Origin of the sequence: Amycolatopsis sp. lyj-23 (genome assembly GCF_046549135.1) — a bacterium.
In the GTDB taxonomy this organism is placed as follows: domain Bacteria; phylum Actinomycetota; class Actinomycetes; order Mycobacteriales; family Pseudonocardiaceae; genus Amycolatopsis.
Window position 1 is genome coordinate 95,873 of the sequence record NZ_JAJPWN010000009.1, and the last position, 16,419, is coordinate 112,291.

Below are 16,419 nucleotides of genomic sequence, written 5' to 3' on the forward strand. Positions count from 1 at the left end.
AGCGCACGGCCACCACCGGCGGTCGATCGGTCAGCGATAACCCTGGCCGCGCTGGGCGAGCAGCGCCTTCAGGGAGGCGATTTCCTGCCGGCTCTGCTTCAGGTAGTAGACCGCGAAGTCCACCGTCGTCCCGTTCGCCAAAGCCTCACCCAGCAGCGGCGCGCACCGGTCGATGCACGGGCTCCGCTCGGTGAACAGGCGCTCGATCGTCTTCGTGTCGAACCCCTTCTGCCGCAGGGTGTCGATGATGCGTTCTTCGGCGTGCTTGCCGCTGCCGCTGATCGCGCCGATGTAGCCCTCGCCGAGGACGGGATCCGTGTAACCGGGGATCTTCGCCACCGAGACGTTGATCCCCGGCTTGTTGAGCAGGCCCATCGTCCGGCGCAGTTCGTACGCCTTGTCGGCCAGCTCGCTGCCCCAGCGCTCGTACGGGATGGCGTTGAGACAGAAGCCCGCGGCCGCCGCGGCGCGGTGGGCCGCCGCGAAGCCGGGGATGCACGCCCCGCCGATCTTCGAGGCGATGGTGCGGGCGAGGTCGCCGAGGGTGTTGCGGACCGCGATGCTGGAAAGGAATTCCTCTGAGCTCAGGGCGCTCAACCGCGACGCGAGGAACGAGTCGCTCGCGATGCCGGTGACGAACTCCGCGCCGATCGTGAGCTCGATGCCCGCGCCCGCCGCTTCGGCGAGGAAGCCCGCTTCCGCTCCGGCCAGTGCGCCCACCAGCGGAGCCGTGCAGACCTCCGCGCAGAAGATGCCCGCCCCGACGATCACCGCGCCCGCGACGATCGTGCCGGCGATCGACCACCAGCGTTCGGAGTCGGCCTCGTCCTCGGCCTTCTGCTTGGCGTCGGCGATCGCCTTGTCGATGATGTAGGTCAGCGCCGGGTTGTACGCGCCCTTGAGGCAGTCGTTGAACGTCTGCTCGCTGTACTGCTTGAGCTGGTTGCAGACCGCGACGTTGCGCTCGGACTCGCCCTTCGGGTCGTTGATCAACCGGGTCGCGCGGGCGACGCAGTCGTCGTGCGCCGGCCCCGCCGGAACGGCGTTGCACGCGCCGTTGACGTCGTCGGCGAACTTCTTCTTCGCCGCGTCGATCTCGGCGTTCGCTTTGGCGATCGCCTTGTCCCGGGCGTCGTTCGCGGCCGTGACGGCGGCGTCGGCGTCCTTGCCGGCGTCGATCGCGTCCTGGTACGCCTGGTGAGCCGCCGCGATGGCGCTCTGTGCGTACTGGTTGGCCAGGTTGGCCGAATGCCGCGCCGACAGCGCCGACTGCGTCGCCCGGACGGCCGCCTGGGAAGCCCGGGCCGCGGCTTGCTGCGCGGTGTCGGCCGACTGCGCGGCCCGGATCGCCGAATCCCGCGCGTCCTGCGCCGACTTCGCCGCGTCCTGCGCCGAGTTGATGGCGCTTTCGGCGTAGGCGTCGGCCTGCTTGGCGTACTCGAGTGCGTCCGCGGCCGCGTGGCGGGCGTTGGCGGCGACGGACTGCGCCAGCGCGGCGTTCTGGGACGCCGTGGCCGCGACCGAAGTCGCTTCGTTGACCAGTCCCGCGACGACCGCGTTGTGCGCTGCGGACTCCCGGTCGTGGCGAGCCGCGACGTACTGGCCGTTGAGCCGGTACATGCGGATCATGTCGGGCGGCCCGGCCAGCGCCGCCTGGGCCAGCATCCGGGCTTCGGGCCCGGTCGCGGTGTCGGCGATGAGCTGGTTCAGCGCGAGGCGGTCGTCCTTCTCCCGGGCGATGTTCTGCCCGGTGTCCAGGAACTGCCGGTACGCGGCCACGGTTCCGGCGTCGAGTGCTTTCTGCGCTTCCGACACGACGACGGCGTTGTTCTCGGCGCGCGCGGTCGCCTGGACCTGGTTGACCTGCAACCGGAGGTCGCTGCCCTCGGTCGGGTAGTCCGGCGACGCCAGGAACCGCTTGACGTCGGCGTCGCTGCCCGCGAGGGCCTGCTGGCCGGCGGCCTTCTTCGCCGGGTTCGCGTCGTCGACGATCTCCTGCAGGGTCTCGCGGTCGTCCAGTGCCGCCGCCCGCGCGACGCCGGTGTGGACGAACTCCTGGACCTCACGATCGGCGCCGGAAAGCGCGCCTTCGGCGGCCGACTTCGTCCACGGGCCGCCGGTGGTCAGCAGCCGCAGCGCGACCTTGCGGCCGTCGAGGGTGACCAGTGCCGGATCGGCGCCCGGCGCGTTCGCCTCGGCCAGCAGCCGGTTCGCTTCCGCGTCGCGCTGGACTTCCTGCGCCGCGCTCCACTTCCGGGTCAGACCCAGCTGGTCGTGCACGCCGAGGGCCTGCTGCGCGGCTTCGGTGGCCTGGTCGGCCTGCAGTGCGATCCGGTCCGCGTCGGCCTTGCGGGCCGCGTCGTAGATCCGCTGGGCCTGCTTGGCCGAGTCGATCGCGATCTGCGCGGCCGAGCTGGCCGCGTTCGCGTGGTCGGTGGCGAGCTGGGCCGCCTGGTCGGCGTTGACCGCGTGGTCCGCCGCGTCCTTCGCCGCCGCGGCGGCCACAGCGGCGTCCGCCGCCGCGCGGGAGGCCAGCTCGCGTGCCTGCCCGGCCGCGTCCGCGGCTTCGACCGCGTACGCGCGGGCCGACGCCGCCGCCCGGTTCGCCCGGTCGGCCTGCCGCTGGGCGGTCGCCGCCGCGGCCTCGGCCTGCCGTGCGTCAGCGCCGGCCGCCTTCGCCCACTTGACGGCTTCGCGTGCCGCAGCCGCCGAGTTCGAGGCGTTGGTGCCGGCCGAGTTCGCCGCGTCGATGGCTTCCTTGGCGTGCCCCAGTGCCACCTTCGCCTGGTCGATCGCCTCGACCGCCTGCTGCGCGCTGGTCGACGCGGCGGCCGCGTCGATGGCCGCCTTGGACGCGTCCCCGGCTTTGCCCCGGTCCACGCGCGCGGCCGCGGCGGCGTTCCACGCGGCGGTCGACGCCCGGCCGGCCTTCGACGCGGCCGCGGCGGCGCGCGTCGCCGCACTGGCGGCCACCCGGGCCGCGGACGTCGCGGCGTTGGCCGCGCCGATCGCGGTGACCGCGGCGCTCGCCGCACGATCGGCCGCGGTTGCGGCACGGCCCGCCGCTTCCGCCGCACCGGCGGCGTTGTCCTTGGCCGCCGCCGCGGCCTGGGCGGCCAGTTCGCTCGCCTGCCGCGCGAGGTCGGCTTCCTTCACCGCGCGATCGGCGGCGTCCTTGGCTTCCTGAGTCTCCTGGGCAGCCTGGGCGCCGGCGATCTTCGCCGCGTCGACCAGCTGCTGGATGCTCGCCGTTTCCTGGTCGCGGGCGGCGGCGACCTCCCACTCGCGGTCGACGAACAGGCGCAGCCGGTTCGGGGTCCCGTCGTCGAGCGCCGCCTGTGCCGCGGCCTTCGCTTCGGGGCCGCTGATCGCGAGGATCTGGTTGACCCGGAGGCGCAGGTCGGTCGCCTCGGCGGTGGCCGCGGTCGTGTCGAGGAACCGGTGGAGAGCGTCGTAGCTGCCGTCGTCGAGGGCGGCCTGCGCGGCCTTTTTGACCTGCGGGCCACCCGCCGCCATGATCTGGTTGACCCGGACGCGCAGGTCCGTGTCCGACGCGGGCGCCCAGGTTTCGTTGATGAAGGTGCGCAGCGCGTTCGGATCGGTGTCGGCGGCGTCGAGGGCCTGCTGCGCCGCGGTCTTCACCGCCGGGCCGCCGGCGTTGAGGATCTGGTTGACCGACAGGCGGTCGTCCAGCGCGGCGAGGCGGCCCAGCTTGTCGTTCAGGAACGCCGCGATGTCGGCGTCCGAGCCGATCAGGGCTTTTTCGGCCTCGGCCTTGACCTGTGAGCCCGCGCTGCGCCAGATCGTGAGGACCTTGGCGCGCGGGGAAAGCGTGCCGGCGGTTGCCGTGGCGGTGGCCCGTGGCGCCGCCGTCGGGGTTGCGGTGGCCTGTTGCACCGTTTGGGCGGTCAATGCGGCGACGAGCGCGACGACCAGGCCGCCGCGCCGGAGCCGCTGAATTCTTTTCACCGGTCTCATGGCTCTCTTTCCGTAGACGCGCACCGGCGCCACACCGTCCGGTGCTCGGGCGTGGGAAACGACCGGAAGGCGTCAGCCCGCCGACGGCGGGCCGTCAGCCGTCGTGCGGGCAGCGCGAAAAGCCGTGAACATCCGGAAATCCCCCTCGGCGGATCACTGTGAGGATCCGCCCGGACGTGACCTTAACAGGACGAAGATCGCCGAATCGTGCGCCAGAAGGGGATGATCGTCGTCACCCAGGGCGACCGAGAGTGGGACCGGTTGCGCCGGACGGGTCAGTCCTTGCCGTTGCCGCCGCCGGACGTCGCCGGGGTGATGAGCACTACGCGGTCGTCGCTCGAGACCGGGGCGCCGCCGTCCTTGTTGACCGTGCCCGCCACCGCCAGCTGCGGGTTGATCATGCTCATGCCGGCCAGCCGCCCGTACGTCAGCGGCGGCTTGCCGCTCTTGCCGTCGAGGCTCGTCGTCGGCTTGCCGCTGATCGCGCCGTCCGGGGTCACCGGCAGGTTCTGCAGGGTGCCGGTCAGCGACGTGCCCACCGACAGCGAACCGTTGGCGTCGACGAAGTCGGCGCAGCCCGCGACCCCCGGTTTGTCCGGCCACGTCCACGCCGGCGTCGACAGCGGCTGCCCGGACCGGATCCGGTACAGGGCGTCCTTGTCGGCGAGGCGGTCGGTGACCCAGACGCGACCGCCGTCGGCCGACGCGCACACCCCTCCCGGCGCGTGCAGCCCGGCCGCCACGACGAGCGAGCCGTTCGGGTTGCCCGCCGCGGCTTTGCCGGAGGTGTCGATCCGCAGCAGCTTCCCGGCGAGGGAGTTCGGGTCGGCCGCGGCGTTGGGATTTCCCGCGTCACCGGTGGCGACCAGCAGCGCGCCACGGTTGTCGGTGCCGATCGAGCCGCGGTTGCCGGACGCACCCTTCGGGATCCCGGTCAGCACCGGCTTGGGCGCCTGGCCCTTGGCGAAGCGCACGACGCGGTTGTCGGTCGCCGTCGTGACGTAGGCGAACACCAGCTGGTCCTCGACGTACGACGGCGACAGCGCGAGGCCGGTCAGGCCGCCGTCGCCGTCGGTCTGGACATCGAGCTTCGCGAAGTCCGTCGCGTCCTTGCCGCCGGTGGCCAGCAGGACGCGGCCGCTCTTGCGCTCGCCGGCCAGCGCGCTCGGCGTCGAGCCGTCGCCCGGGAGGCCGGCCACCGCGGCGACGGTGTCCAGGCAGGTCGCGATGACCGCCGGGTCGAAGTCCTTGCAGCCCTGCGGCGGCGGTACCGGTGTGGCCGACTGGCCGGGCCGCGCCTGCTTGGGGCCGCTGCCGGAGTCCGCACCGGGGCCCTGGACCTCGGGCGGCGACTCGGGGCTCGGCACGGGCGCGGGGCTGAACGTCTGGCCGGCCGCGGTGTCGTCGAACCGCGCGCACCCGGCGGGCAGCAGGACGCCGCAGGCCAAGATCGCCAGCAGGGCCGAGCGGTAGCGGGTGCGCATGATCCCCCAGCCTAAGGGCCGGTGCGTGAACCACGGGTGAGCACTCCTCGATTACGTTGGGGATCATGACGCTGACCGTGCTGGTGCCCGACGACGAGGGCATGAACGTGCTCGCCGAGGTCCCGCGGGTCCTGCCCGTGCGCTACCAGTGGGGCGAGCCGGTACCACCCGAGGCCGCCAAGGCCGAGGTGCTCATCCCCGGCAAGCACCCGCCGGGGGAGCAGCTGTGGCGCACGCTGCCGAAGCTGAAGCTGATCCAGCTGCTGTCCGCCGGCGCCGAAGACTGGATCGGCAAGGTGCCCGACGGCGTCCTGCTCTCCACCTGCCGCGGCGCGCACGGCGGGAGCACCGCCGAGTGGGTCGTCGCCGCGCTGCTGTCGATGTACCGGAAGCTGGACGTCTTCGCGGTGGCCCAGCGCGAAGGCCGGTGGGAGCGGCAAACGGCGGACACGCTGCAGGGCAAGCGCGTGCTCGTCGTCGGCGCGGGCGACCTCGGGCGGCACCTGCGGCGGCGGCTCGAGCCGTTCGACGCGCGCTGCACGATGGTCGGGATGACCGCGCGGGAGGGCGTGCACGGCGTGCGGGAGCTGCCCGGGCTGCTGGAGCTGCACGACGTGGTCGTGCTGATGGTGCCGCTGACGTCCCGCACGCGCGGGATGGCCGACGCGGAGTTCCTGGCCCGGATGCGCGACGGCGCGGTGCTGGTGAACGTCTCGCGCGGCGCCGTCGTGGACACCGACGCCCTGGTCGCCGAATTGACCACGGGCCGGTTGCGGGCCGCTTTGGACGTGACGGACCCCGAGCCGCCGCCGCCCGGGCACCCGCTGTGGACGGCGCCGGGGCTGCTGCTGACCCCGCACGTCGGCGGGGCCGTGCGCGGGGTCCGTGGCCGTTCGTACGCCGTCGCCGCGGCCGAGATCGCGCGGTACGCCGGTGGTGAGCTGCCGGACAACCTCGTCCACGGCGAATACTGATGCTGGTTCCGGTCAGGCCGGTGGCGGACGGCTGGACACGCCTCACCGGGTTCGCCATGCCCGCGGGATTCCCCTAACCTGCGCGGGTGAGCAGTGGAGACGACTTTTCGCAGCAGCCCACCAGCGTCCTGTCGGGTGTCGAGGACGATCGGCCGGACGACACGCCGCGCCAGGCAGGGCTCGGTTTCGGCCTGCTGATCCTGCGGCTGGCGCTCGGCGTGACCATGGGCGCGCACGGGCTGCAGCACCTGTTCGGCCTGTTCGGCGGGCCGGGCGTCGGCGGGTTCGCGCGGGTGCTGGAGACGTTCGGCTACCACAAGCAGCCGACGCTGCTGTCGTGGATCACCGGCATCACCGAGGTCGGCGGCGGCGTGCTGGTGATCGTCGGGCTGTTCACCCCGCTGGCGGCGGCCGGGTTGCTCGGGGTGGCGGCGAACGCGGTGTACGCGAAGTTCCACGGTGGGTTCTTCGAGGGTTCGGGGCAGGGGTTCGAGCTGGAGCTGCTGCTGGGGGCGGTGGCGCTGGGGCTGCTGTTCACCGGGTCCGGGACGATTTCGCTGGAGCGGAACACGCCTTGGCGGAAGCGGCCGTTGCCGCTGGGGCTGGTGTCGCTGCTGCTGGCGGCCGCGGCGGCTGTGGTGGTCATTGTTTTGACGCGGTAGGGCTGGGGACAACTCGGCGGGTTCGGGTGCGGTTGTGGACAACTGGGGTTTGCGGGGCCGGGATTGTCGGTGGGCGCGAGTAACGTTGAAACCGGGGGTCCCCCGAGGGCCGGGGGTGTTTGTGCCCGCAGCAGTGCTTCGGTGGCCAAGTGATCGGCATGTTGATTCGCGTCTCGACGAGGCTTCACGCCGGGTAAATCTTCGGTGGCGGTTTGAATTTGACTGGACGCAGCCACGCTCACCGGTCTTCGCGAGTCGCGACCACGTAGGGGAGCCGAGGGTGGCTGTCTGCGAGCCACCTGGGAACGGTGAATGCGCGGCGGCTGTGGTGGTCATTGTTTTGACCCGCCAAGGCTGGGGACAACTCGGCGGGTTCGGGTGCGGTTGTGGACAACTGGGGTTCGCGGGGCCGGGATTGTCGGTGGGCGCGAGTAACGTTGAAACCGGGGGTCCCCCGAGGGCCCAGGGGTGTCGTGGCAAGGAAAAAGCCGCCCCGGGGAACCCCGGGACGGCCTTCTCCGCTCGACCCTGACTTACTTGTTCACGTCCCGCACCGCACCAGTGTCCGCCGATGTCGCCATCCGGGCGTACGCGCGCAGGGCCGCCGTCACCGGGCGCTGGCGGTCCTTCGGCTGCCACGGCCGCTCCGACGCCTCCATCTTCGCCCGCCGCTCCGCCAGCACCGATGCGTCCACCAGCAGCTCCAGCCGGCGCTCGTGGACGTCCAGGAGGATCCGGTCGCCGTTCTCCACCAGGCCGATCAGGCCGCCCGCCGCCGCCTCCGGGGAGATGTGGCCCACCGAGATGCCCGATGAGCCGCCCGAGAAGCGGCCGTCCGTGATCAGCGCGCACTTCTTGCCCAGGCCCGAGCCCTTGAGGAACGCCGTCGGGTGCAGCATCTCCTGCATGCCCGGGCCGCCCGCCGGGCCCTCGTAGCGGATCACCAGGACCTCGCCCGGCTGGATCTCCTTCTTCAGGATCGCCGAGACCGCTTCCTCCTGGCTCTCGAGGACCCGCGCCGGACCTTCGAAGTGCCACAGGTCCTCGTCGATGCCCGCGGACTTGATGACCGCGCCGTTCTCCGCCAGGTTGCCGCGCAGGATCGCCAGGCCGCCGTCCTTCGTGTATGCGTGCTCGACGTCGCGGATGCAGCCCTCCGCCGCGTCCGTGTCCAGGGACGACCAGCGGTTCGACGTCGAGAACGCCTGCGTCGTGCGGACTCCGCCCGGCGCCGCGTGGAACAGCTCGACCGCCGCGGGCGAGGGCGACGAAGCCCGGATGTCCCACGCCGCGAGCCACGAGTCCAGGTCGGGGGAGTGCACCGACCAGACGTCGGTGTTCAGCAGGCCGCCGCGGTGCAGCTCGCCCAGGATCGCCGGGATGCCGCCCGCCCGGTGGACGTCTTCCATGTGGTAGTCGGAGTTCGGCGCCACCTTCGACAGGCACGGCACGCGGCGGCCGATCGCGTCGATGTCGGCGATCGTGAAGTCGACCTCGCCCTCCTGCGCGGCGGCGAGGATGTGCAGCACCGTGTTCGTCGAACCGCCCATCGCCATGTCGAGGGCCATCGCGTTCTCGAACGCCGCCTTCGACGCGATCGACCGCGGCAGCACCGAGGCGTCGTCGTTTTCGTACCAGCGGCGGCACAGCTCGACGACCGTCCGCCCGGCCTCCTCGAACAGCGCGCGGCGCGCGGCGTGCGTCGCCAGCGTCGAGCCGTTGCCCGGCAGCGACAGACCGAGCGCCTCGGTGAGGCAGTTCATCGAGTTCGCGGTGAACATGCCCGAGCACGAACCGCAGGTCGGGCAGGCCGAACGCTCGACGATCGAGAGCCCGTCCTCGTCGACGTCGGGGCTGGCCGACGCCGCGATCGCCGTGATGAGGTCGGTCGGGGCCTGCGCGACGCCGCCGACGACCACGGCCTTGCCGGCCTCCATCGGGCCGCCGGAGACGAACACCACCGGGATGTTCAGGCGCATCGCCGCGTTGAGCATGCCCGGGGTGATCTTGTCGCAGTTGGAGATGCACACCAGCGCGTCGGCCTGGTGCGCGTTCACCATGTACTCCACCGAGTCGGCGATGATCTCGCGCGAGGGCAGCGAGTAGAGCATGCCGGAGTGGCCCATCGCGATGCCGTCGTCGACGGCGATCGTGTGGAACTCGCGCGCGACGCCGCCCGCTTCCTTGACCGCCTCGGCGACGATCTCGCCGAGGTCCTTGAGGTGCACGTGGCCCGGCACGAACTGTGTATAGGAGTTGGCGATCGCGACGATCGGCTTGCCGAAGTCGCTGTCGGTCATGCCCGTGGCGCGCCAGAGCGAGCGCGCGCCCGCCGCGTTGCGGCCGTGGGTGGTGGTCCGGGAACGGAGAGGCGGCACGGGAACTCCCAGGTCAAAGGCGGGCCGGGCAAACTGGTAGGACCAATTTACGCTGCCCGGCCCAACCGGTCCGGTGCGGGTGGGGGCCGGGTCACTCCGACGCGGAAGCCTCCGGCGTCCCGGGGCTGATGTCCTCGGCGTCGAGCAGCCCGCTCGGGTCGGCGACCAGTCCCTCGCTGACCAGTGAAAGCACCGGCAGGTGCCGGGTCCGCACGGTCGGCAGCGGCACCTTCGTGTCGTCCTGCAGCACCGCCTGCACCCGCGACTTCTTGGTGATCGCGAGCCCCTTCAGCGCCGACCACGGGATGTCGCGGTGGCCGAACACCGTGCGGACCGCCAGCCCCGAGCGCGTCGCGATCGTGCGGTGGCGGACCACGAACACCGCCAGCGCGATCGGGAAGAGGTAGAGCCACTGCAGGTACGGGATCTCCCCCAGGGCGATGGGGGTCACGCAGATCGTCAGGAGGGCGATCGCCATGAACGACGTGCGGGGGATGCGGAAGACGGCCTTCCGACCTTCTTCCTGCTGCTTTTCGGCCACCCGGAAATGGTGCACCGCGCGCACGCCGGGCCCGGACCCGGGTCGCGCCGGTGTGACCCACGTCCACGATGCGGACACGTCATCCCGCAGAGTTGACACCCGCGGGGCGTTCGGTCTAGCGTCATCGCCGTGACACCGCTGACCGGCCTCGTACTTCCCAAGCGCGTCGACGCTTAGGGAAGACTTTCCGCTGCGTCGACGCGCGAACCCTCGTGCGACCTTACGGTCGGCGAGGGTTTTTTGTTGCCCAAGGGAAGAGATTCCCGGCCCCACCGCACAAAACGAGCCCAAAACAGACCCGAACGAGTGACACCGAGACCCACGAGGCAGATCCGATGACCAGTGCGACGTCGCGCAGCGACGCGAAGCCCGGGCCGACGCCCGGAACGCCCGGAGCACGTCCGAAGCCGGCCCCACCGGCGGGAACGCCGGTGCGCGTCACCGGCGCCCAGTCCCTCGTGCGCTCGCTCGAGGCCGTCGGCGCCGAGGTGGTCTTCGGGATTCCGGGCGGCACCATCCTGCCCGCCTACGACCCGCTGCTCGACTCGACGAAGGTCCGCCACGTCCTGGTCCGCCACGAGCAGGGCGCCGGTCACGCCGCCACCGGGTACGCGCAGGCCACCGGCAAGGTCGGCGTCTGCATGGCGACCTCCGGCCCGGGCGCGACCAACCTGGTCACCCCGCTCGCCGACGCGAACATGGACTCGGTCCCGGTCGTGGCCATCACCGGCCAGCAGTCGCGCGCGCTGATCGGCACCGACGCGTTCCAGGAAGCCGACATCTGCGGCATCACCATGCCGATCACCAAGCACAACTTCCTCGTCACCGACCCCGCGGACATCCCGCGGACCATCGCCGAGGCGTTCCACCTGGCCGCGACCGGCCGCCCCGGCCCGGTCCTGGTGGACATCCCCAAGGACGTGCTGCAGGAGATGACCTCGTTCTCCTGGCCGACCGAGCTGCGGCTGCCGGGTTACCGCCCGACGCTGCGCCCGCACGGCAAGCAGGTCCGCGAAGCCGCGAAGCTGATCGCGAAGTCGCGGCGCCCGGTGCTCTACGTCGGCGGCGGTGTCATCAAGGCCGAAGCGCACGCGCAGCTGAAGGAGCTCGCCGAGCTGACGAACATCCCCGTCGTCACCACGCTGATGGCGCGCGGCGCGTTCCCCGACTCGCACCCGCAGCACCTCGGCATGCCGGGCATGCACGGCACGGTCGCCGCGGTCGCCGCCATGCAGCGCGCCGACCTGCTGATCGCGCTCGGCGCCCGGTTCGACGACCGGGTCACCGGCCAGCTGTCCTCCTTCGCGCCGGACGCCGCCGTCGTGCACGCCGACATCGACCCGGCCGAGATCTCCAAGAACCGCAAGGCCGACGTTCCGATCGTGGGCGACTGCAAGGAGATCATCGGCGAGCTGATCACCGCCGTGCAGACCGAGTTCGACCACAGCGGCAAGCCCGACCTCGCCGACTGGTGGACCCAGGCCGACGACTGGCGCAAGACCTACCCGGCCGGTTACGAGTGGCCGGACGACGGTTCGCTGTCGCCGCAGTACGTCATCGAGCGGATCGGGCAGCTCGTCGGCCCGGACGCCGTCTACGCCGCCGGGGTCGGCCAGCACCAGATGTGGGCCGCGCAGTTCGTCAAGTACGAGAACCCGCGCACCTGGATCAACTCCGGTGGCCTCGGCACCATGGGGTACGCCGTGCCGGCCGCGATGGGCGCGCAGTTCGGCGTCCCGGGCACGCAGGTGTGGGCGATCGACGGCGACGGCTGCTTCCAGATGACCAACCAGGAGCTGGCCACCTGCGCGATCGAAGGCGCGCCGATCAAGGTCGCCGTCATCAACAACGGCAACCTGGGCATGGTCCGGCAGTGGCAGAACCTCTTCTACTCGGAGCGGTACTCCAACACCGACCTCGGCACGCACAAGCATCGCATCCCGGACTTCGTGCTGCTGGCCGAGGCGCTCGGCTGTGCCGGCCTGCGGTGCGAGACCAAGGAAGACGTCGACGCCACCATCCGCCGCGCGATGGAAATCAACGACCGCCCCGTCGTGATCGACTTCGTCGTGGGGAAGGATGCCCAGGTGTGGCCGATGGTCGCGGCCGGCACCGGCAACGACGAGATCATGGCGGTCCGGGGCATCCGGCCGCTGTTCGACGACGACGAGGTTTCGGTCGAGACGACCGAGGCCGCCGCGGAAGCCGCCGGAGAGGGTGAGCGCTGAAGATGAGCGTCCACACGCTGAGTGTCCTGGTCGAGAACAAGCCCGGTGTGCTCGCGCGCGTCTCGGGCCTGTTCTCCCGCCGCGGGTTCAACATCGAGTCCCTCGCCGTCGGGCCCACGGAAAACCCCGAGGTGTCCCGCATGACGATCGTGGTCGCCGTGGAAGAGCTACCGCTCGAACAGGTGACGAAGCAGCTCAACAAGCTGGTCAACGTGATCAAGATCGTCGAGCTGGAGCAGTCGACCGCCGTGCAGCGCGAACTGCTGCTCGTGAAGGTGCGCGCCGACAACACCGTGCGCAGCCAGGTCCTCGAAACCGTCCAGCTCTTCCGTGCGAAGGTGGTGGACGTGTCCCCGGAGGCGCTCACCGTCGAGGCGACCGGGACGTCCGACAAGATCGGTGCGCTGCTGCGGATGCTGGAGCCGTATGGCATCCGCGAGCTCGTGCAGTCCGGCATGGTCGCGGTGGGTCGCGGCGCCCGTTCGATCACCGCCACCTCACCGCGCTAACGAAGTAAGTCAGGAAAGGAAGCAGTACCCCCATGGCAGTGGAAATCTTCTACGACGACGACGCCGACCTCTCGATCATCCAGGGGCGCAAGGTCGCTGTCATCGGCTACGGCAGCCAGGGCCACGCCCACTCGCTGAGCCTGCGCGACTCCGGCGTCGACGTCCGCATCGGCCTGCCCGAGGGGTCCAAGTCGCGGGCGAAGGCCGAGGAGCAGGGCCTGCGCGTGCTCACCCCGGCCGAGGCGTCGGCCGAGGCCGACCTGATCATGATCCTGGCGCCGGACACCAAGCAGCGCTTCATCTACGAGCAGGACATCGCCCCCAACCTCAAGGACGGCGACGCGCTGTTCTTCGGGCACGGCTTCAACATCCGCTACGACCTGATCAAGCCGCCGTCGAACGTCGACGTCGCGATGGTCGCCCCGAAGGGCCCGGGCCACCTCGTCCGCCGCCAGTTCGTCGACGGCAAGGGCGTCCCGGCGCTCATCGCCGTGGAGCAGGACGCCACCGGCAACGCCCAGGCGCTCGCGCTCTCCTACGCGGCCGCCATCGGTGGCGCCCGCGCCGGCGTCATCAAGACGACGTTCACCGAGGAGACCGAGACCGACCTCTTCGGCGAGCAGGCCGTGCTCTGCGGTGGTGCGTCCGCGCTGGTGCAGACCGGTTTCGAGGTGCTCACCGAGGCCGGCTACGCCCCGGAGATCGCCTACTTCGAGGTGCTGCACGAGCTCAAGCTGATCGTCGACCTCATGTACGAGGGCGGCATCGCGCGCCAGCGCTACTCGATCTCCGACACCGCCGAGTACGGCGACCTGACCCGCGGTCCGCGCGTCATCTCGCCGGCGGTCAAGGAAGAGATGAAGAAGATCCTCGGCGAGATCCAGGACGGCACGTTCGCCCGCGAATGGGTCGCCGAGGACGAGGCCGGCCGGCCGAACTTCACCAAGCTCGAGGAGCAGGGCAACCAGCACCCGATCGAAGCGACCGGCAAGAAGCTGCGCGACCTGATGTCGTGGGTGGACCGGCCGATCACCGAGACCGCCTGATTCCCGTCGCCTGAAGGGGACGCCCGGTGCCGGGCGTCCCCTTCGGTGCGTTCTGTGGTCGTTTCGCTACGCTGGTCACATGAGCGATCAGCCGGTCGACGACAAGGCGCACATCCGGCACCACCTCGACTTCACGAAGGCCGAGTGGATCCGCGCGGAGCCCGAAGGCGTCACCCTCGACGACTGCGTCGAGTACGCCTTCATCGAGCACACCGACGGCGTCACCTACACGGCGATGCGGCAGTCGGCGAAGCCCGACGGCGTCATCCTCGTCTTCACGCCGGGGGAGTGGGACGCGTTCGTCAAGGGCGTCCGCGACGGCGAGTTCGACCTGCCCGAGGACCTCGCCGAGGCTTAGAGCTTCGCGGCCAGCTCGGGGATCCGGCCGAGGTCGCCCGCGATGCCCAGGTGGTCGCCGTAGTCGCGCGATTCGACGACGAGCCCGTCGCGCACCCGCATCGAGAAGATGTTGGCGATCCGCACCGGGTTCCCGCCGTACTCGCCCTGATAGGCGAACTCGCCGATCAGCACTTCCGGATCGGCGCCGCGGTAGGTGACCACGTCCGCGACGGCGAACCCGTGGTTCATCGCCTTGCCCGCCGCGAAGTGCGCTCGCAGCTCGTCGCGGGTGCGCACCACTCCGGAGCCCGGCAGGAACGGGTGCGTGACGTGCGTTTCCTCCGCGTAGAGCTCCGGCAGTTCGTCCCAGCGCCCGCCGGCGACGCCGTGCACGAGCCGCTCGAACACCGTGTCGGCGCTCTCCGGCGTGACCGGCGACAGTGCGCGCGGCGGCGCCTGCGCGTACGCCTGGGCGAGCTGGTCGACGCCGTCGCGGAGCGCGGCGAGCCGCAGGTAGTCGTGGTAGTCGCGGGAGTGGACGATGAGGCCGTCGCGCACGCGCAGGACCTGGATGTTGGCCGTCGTCGTGGTCTTGCCGGTTTCGAGCGACTCGGCGTCGTAGTCGTATTCGGCGACGATCACCTCGGGATCGGTCGTTTCGTGGACGACGACGTTCTTGCGCTTGAGCCGCAGCGCTCCGGCGAGGGCGCCGGTGAACCGCTCGTGGACCGCTTCGCGGCCGACCAGACGGGTGGGCCGGGGAACCGCTTGCGGGTGTTCGACGACGGTGTCTTCGGCGTAGAGCGCGGACAGCTCGGCGAAGCGTCCTTCGCTGATGCCGTCGGACAACGCCGCGAAGACGTCGCGTGGTGGGGTCATGAATCCTCCCAGAGGGCAAACCGGAGTCAGCAGTCCGTCTGTGACGATACGGACTGCTGACTCCGGTTGTCTACAGGGAGCGGAGGAGGTCCCGGGCGGCCGGCTGGTCGCCGACCTCCGCCCAGACCTCCGGGGTGCTGCCGTAACGGGCGTCTCGCGCGCCGAGGTCGGCGCCGGCTGCGACGAGGATCCGGATGACGTCGAGGCGCCCGTTCTCGGCGGCCAGGTGCAGGGCCGTGACGCCTTCGCCGTGCGTCGGGCCGCCGAACGTGCCGGCCCGGTTCACGTCGGCGCCGAGCTCCAGCAGCGTCCGGACGGCGGCGCTGCGGCCGCGCGCCGCGGCCCAGGTCAGCGCCGTGCCGCGGTACACGTCGGCGTCCACGTCGGCGCCGTGCTCGACCAGGATGCCGACGGCGGCGACGCGGTCGTTGCGCGCGGCCCAGGAGAGGGCTTCGTTCCGGACCTCGGCGGGGTCGTCCGTCGGCTGCCAGTGCGGGAAACCGCTGTGCGGGCGGTAGAACCCGCGGTGGGCACCGGCCGCCGGGTGGCCCGGCCGGAGCAGCTCGCGGAGCAGGTCCGCGTCGCCGAGCCCGGCCGCGACCCGCAGGTTGCCCGGCGCCCGGCTGTGCTCCGCCAGCATCTTCGCGGCCGTGCGGTGGCCCCAGAACAGGGCGACGACCAGCGGGGTGCCGCCGTCGCCGCGTGCGGAGACGTCGGTGGGCGCGCCCGCTTCGAGCAGCATGCCGAGCAAGCCCGGCTGGTTGCTGTAGGCGGCCTGGTGCAACGGCGTCCAGCCGTGGACGTTGCCGCGCGCCGGATCGGCGCCGTGGTCGAGGAGCAGGCGGCTGAGCCGCTCGTCGCCGGTGGCACCGGCCATGCCGAGCAGGTCGTTGCCGTTCGTGCCGCGGGCGGAGACCAGGCCGGGGAACTCGCCCAGCAGCGTCTCGAGCTGTGCCGGATCCCGCGCCTCGATCGCCCGGTACGCGCGGGCGAACGGCTCGCCGCTGTCCACAAGGGACTTCACGTGGTCGCGAAGTGCCCTCCAGGAAACGAAACCGTGCTCGCGGGCGACGACCACGCGGGCGCCGTCGCGGGTGAGTGGCTGGTTCCAGCGGTCGAACGGTTCTTTCGCGCCGGGTGTGTCGTCCTCGGCCGAAGCGAGCAGGCCGAGTGCGCGTCCCGCGTAGTACTCGACGTCCTGGTGGTACGGGTGCTGCAGGGTTTCGCCGTGCTCGGTGACGCGCCGGACGTACGCCTGCAGCTTCGGCCAGCTCGGGAACCCGTGGTCCCGCGCGATCCGGAACTGCGCTTCGGTGAGCTTGACGCCTTCGGTGCGCGCGCGTTCTTTCGCGCGTTTGCGCAGCTGTTCGAGATCGAGTTCGCCGGGCACTGGCGTGCCTC

The 16,419-nt window shown here is 71.4% G+C and carries 12 protein-coding genes; 6 read left to right on the forward strand and 6 right to left on the reverse strand.

The features are described from left to right. Positions 1–30: 30 nt before the first annotated feature. Positions 31–3,978, reverse strand: a complete 3,948-nt coding sequence (locus ACLJPY_RS23130) for a nucleic acid/nucleotide deaminase domain-containing protein (protein WP_410591398.1) — start codon at positions 3,976–3,978, stop codon at positions 31–33. Positions 3,979–4,253: 275 nt separating this feature from the next. Continuing rightward, positions 4,254–5,462, reverse strand: coding sequence for a PQQ-dependent sugar dehydrogenase (locus tag ACLJPY_RS23135; protein WP_410591400.1), 1,209 nt, complete (start codon positions 5,460–5,462; stop codon positions 4,254–4,256). Between the two features lie 65 nt (positions 5,463–5,527). On the opposite strand from ACLJPY_RS23135, the gene ACLJPY_RS23140 reads away from it, so the two are divergent. Continuing rightward, positions 5,528–6,436, forward strand: a complete 909-nt coding sequence (locus ACLJPY_RS23140; protein ID WP_410591402.1) for an NAD(P)-dependent oxidoreductase — start codon at positions 5,528–5,530, stop codon at positions 6,434–6,436. An 86-nt stretch (positions 6,437–6,522) separates the two neighbouring features. Next, complete coding sequence (locus tag ACLJPY_RS23145) at positions 6,523–7,098, forward strand: DoxX family membrane protein (RefSeq protein ID WP_410591403.1); 576 nt, start codon at positions 6,523–6,525, stop codon at positions 7,096–7,098. A gap of 533 nt (positions 7,099–7,631) precedes the next feature. Here ACLJPY_RS23145 and ilvD read toward each other — a convergent pair. Both ilvD and ACLJPY_RS23155 read right to left on the reverse strand, forming a co-directional pair. After that, positions 7,632–9,476, reverse strand: coding sequence for a dihydroxy-acid dehydratase (gene ilvD, locus ACLJPY_RS23150; protein ID WP_410591404.1), 1,845 nt, complete (start codon positions 9,474–9,476; stop codon positions 7,632–7,634). 91 nt (positions 9,477–9,567) lie between these two features. Beyond that, a complete protein-coding gene (locus tag ACLJPY_RS23155; protein ID WP_410591406.1) occupies positions 9,568–10,017 on the reverse strand; it encodes a PH domain-containing protein in 450 nt (149 codons plus the stop codon). A 335-nt stretch (positions 10,018–10,352) separates the two neighbouring features. Between ACLJPY_RS23155 and ACLJPY_RS23160 the strand changes: the two genes are divergently transcribed. The 4 genes from ACLJPY_RS23160 to ACLJPY_RS23175 all read left to right on the forward strand — a co-directional run bounded on the left by ACLJPY_RS23160 (position 10,353) and on the right by ACLJPY_RS23175 (position 14,158). Beyond that, positions 10,353–12,245, forward strand: a complete 1,893-nt coding sequence (locus ACLJPY_RS23160) for an acetolactate synthase large subunit (RefSeq protein WP_410591408.1) — start codon at positions 10,353–10,355, stop codon at positions 12,243–12,245. A 2-nt stretch (positions 12,246–12,247) separates the two neighbouring features. Further along, a complete protein-coding gene (ilvN, locus tag ACLJPY_RS23165) occupies positions 12,248–12,754 on the forward strand; it encodes an acetolactate synthase small subunit (protein WP_003080760.1) in 507 nt (168 codons plus the stop codon). 32 nt (positions 12,755–12,786) lie between these two features. Continuing rightward, complete coding sequence (ilvC, locus tag ACLJPY_RS23170) at positions 12,787–13,800, forward strand: ketol-acid reductoisomerase (protein WP_003080750.1); 1,014 nt, start codon at positions 12,787–12,789, stop codon at positions 13,798–13,800. A 79-nt stretch (positions 13,801–13,879) separates the two neighbouring features. Continuing rightward, entirely contained in the window at positions 13,880–14,158 is a 279-nt protein-coding gene (locus tag ACLJPY_RS23175; protein ID WP_043780771.1) for a DUF397 domain-containing protein, read from the forward strand. Here the strand turns inward: ACLJPY_RS23175 and ACLJPY_RS23180 are convergent. Both ACLJPY_RS23180 and ACLJPY_RS23185 read right to left on the reverse strand, forming a co-directional pair. Next, positions 14,155–15,018 (reverse strand): nuclear transport factor 2 family protein, encoded by an 864-nt coding sequence (locus tag ACLJPY_RS23180; RefSeq protein WP_410591410.1) that lies wholly within the window; start codon positions 15,016–15,018, stop codon positions 14,155–14,157. The genes ACLJPY_RS23175 and ACLJPY_RS23180 overlap by 4 nt on opposite strands. A gap of 70 nt (positions 15,019–15,088) precedes the next feature. Next, positions 15,089–16,408 (reverse strand): ankyrin repeat domain-containing protein, encoded by a 1,320-nt coding sequence (locus ACLJPY_RS23185; RefSeq protein ID WP_410591411.1) that lies wholly within the window; start codon positions 16,406–16,408, stop codon positions 15,089–15,091. Positions 16,409–16,419: the final 11 nt, after the last annotated feature.

Coding starts and splice junctions, on each gene's coding strand:
- ACLJPY_RS23130 (WP_410591398.1), bottom strand. CDS start 3,978: ATGAGACCGGTGAAAAGAATTCAGCGGCTCCGGCGCGGCGGCCTGGTC.
- ACLJPY_RS23135 (WP_410591400.1), bottom strand. CDS start 5,462: ATGCGCACCCGCTACCGCTCGGCCCTGCTGGCGATCTTGGCCTGCGGC.
- ACLJPY_RS23140 (WP_410591402.1), top strand. CDS start 5,528: ATGACGCTGACCGTGCTGGTGCCCGACGACGAGGGCATGAACGTGCTC.
- ACLJPY_RS23160 (WP_410591408.1), top strand. CDS start 10,353: ATGACCAGTGCGACGTCGCGCAGCGACGCGAAGCCCGGGCCGACGCCC.
- ilvN (WP_003080760.1), top strand. CDS start 12,248: ATGAGCGTCCACACGCTGAGTGTCCTGGTCGAGAACAAGCCCGGTGTG.
- ilvC (WP_003080750.1), top strand. CDS start 12,787: ATGGCAGTGGAAATCTTCTACGACGACGACGCCGACCTCTCGATCATC.
- ACLJPY_RS23175 (WP_043780771.1), top strand. CDS start 13,880: ATGAGCGATCAGCCGGTCGACGACAAGGCGCACATCCGGCACCACCTC.
- ACLJPY_RS23180 (WP_410591410.1), bottom strand. CDS start 15,018: ATGACCCCACCACGCGACGTCTTCGCGGCGTTGTCCGACGGCATCAGC.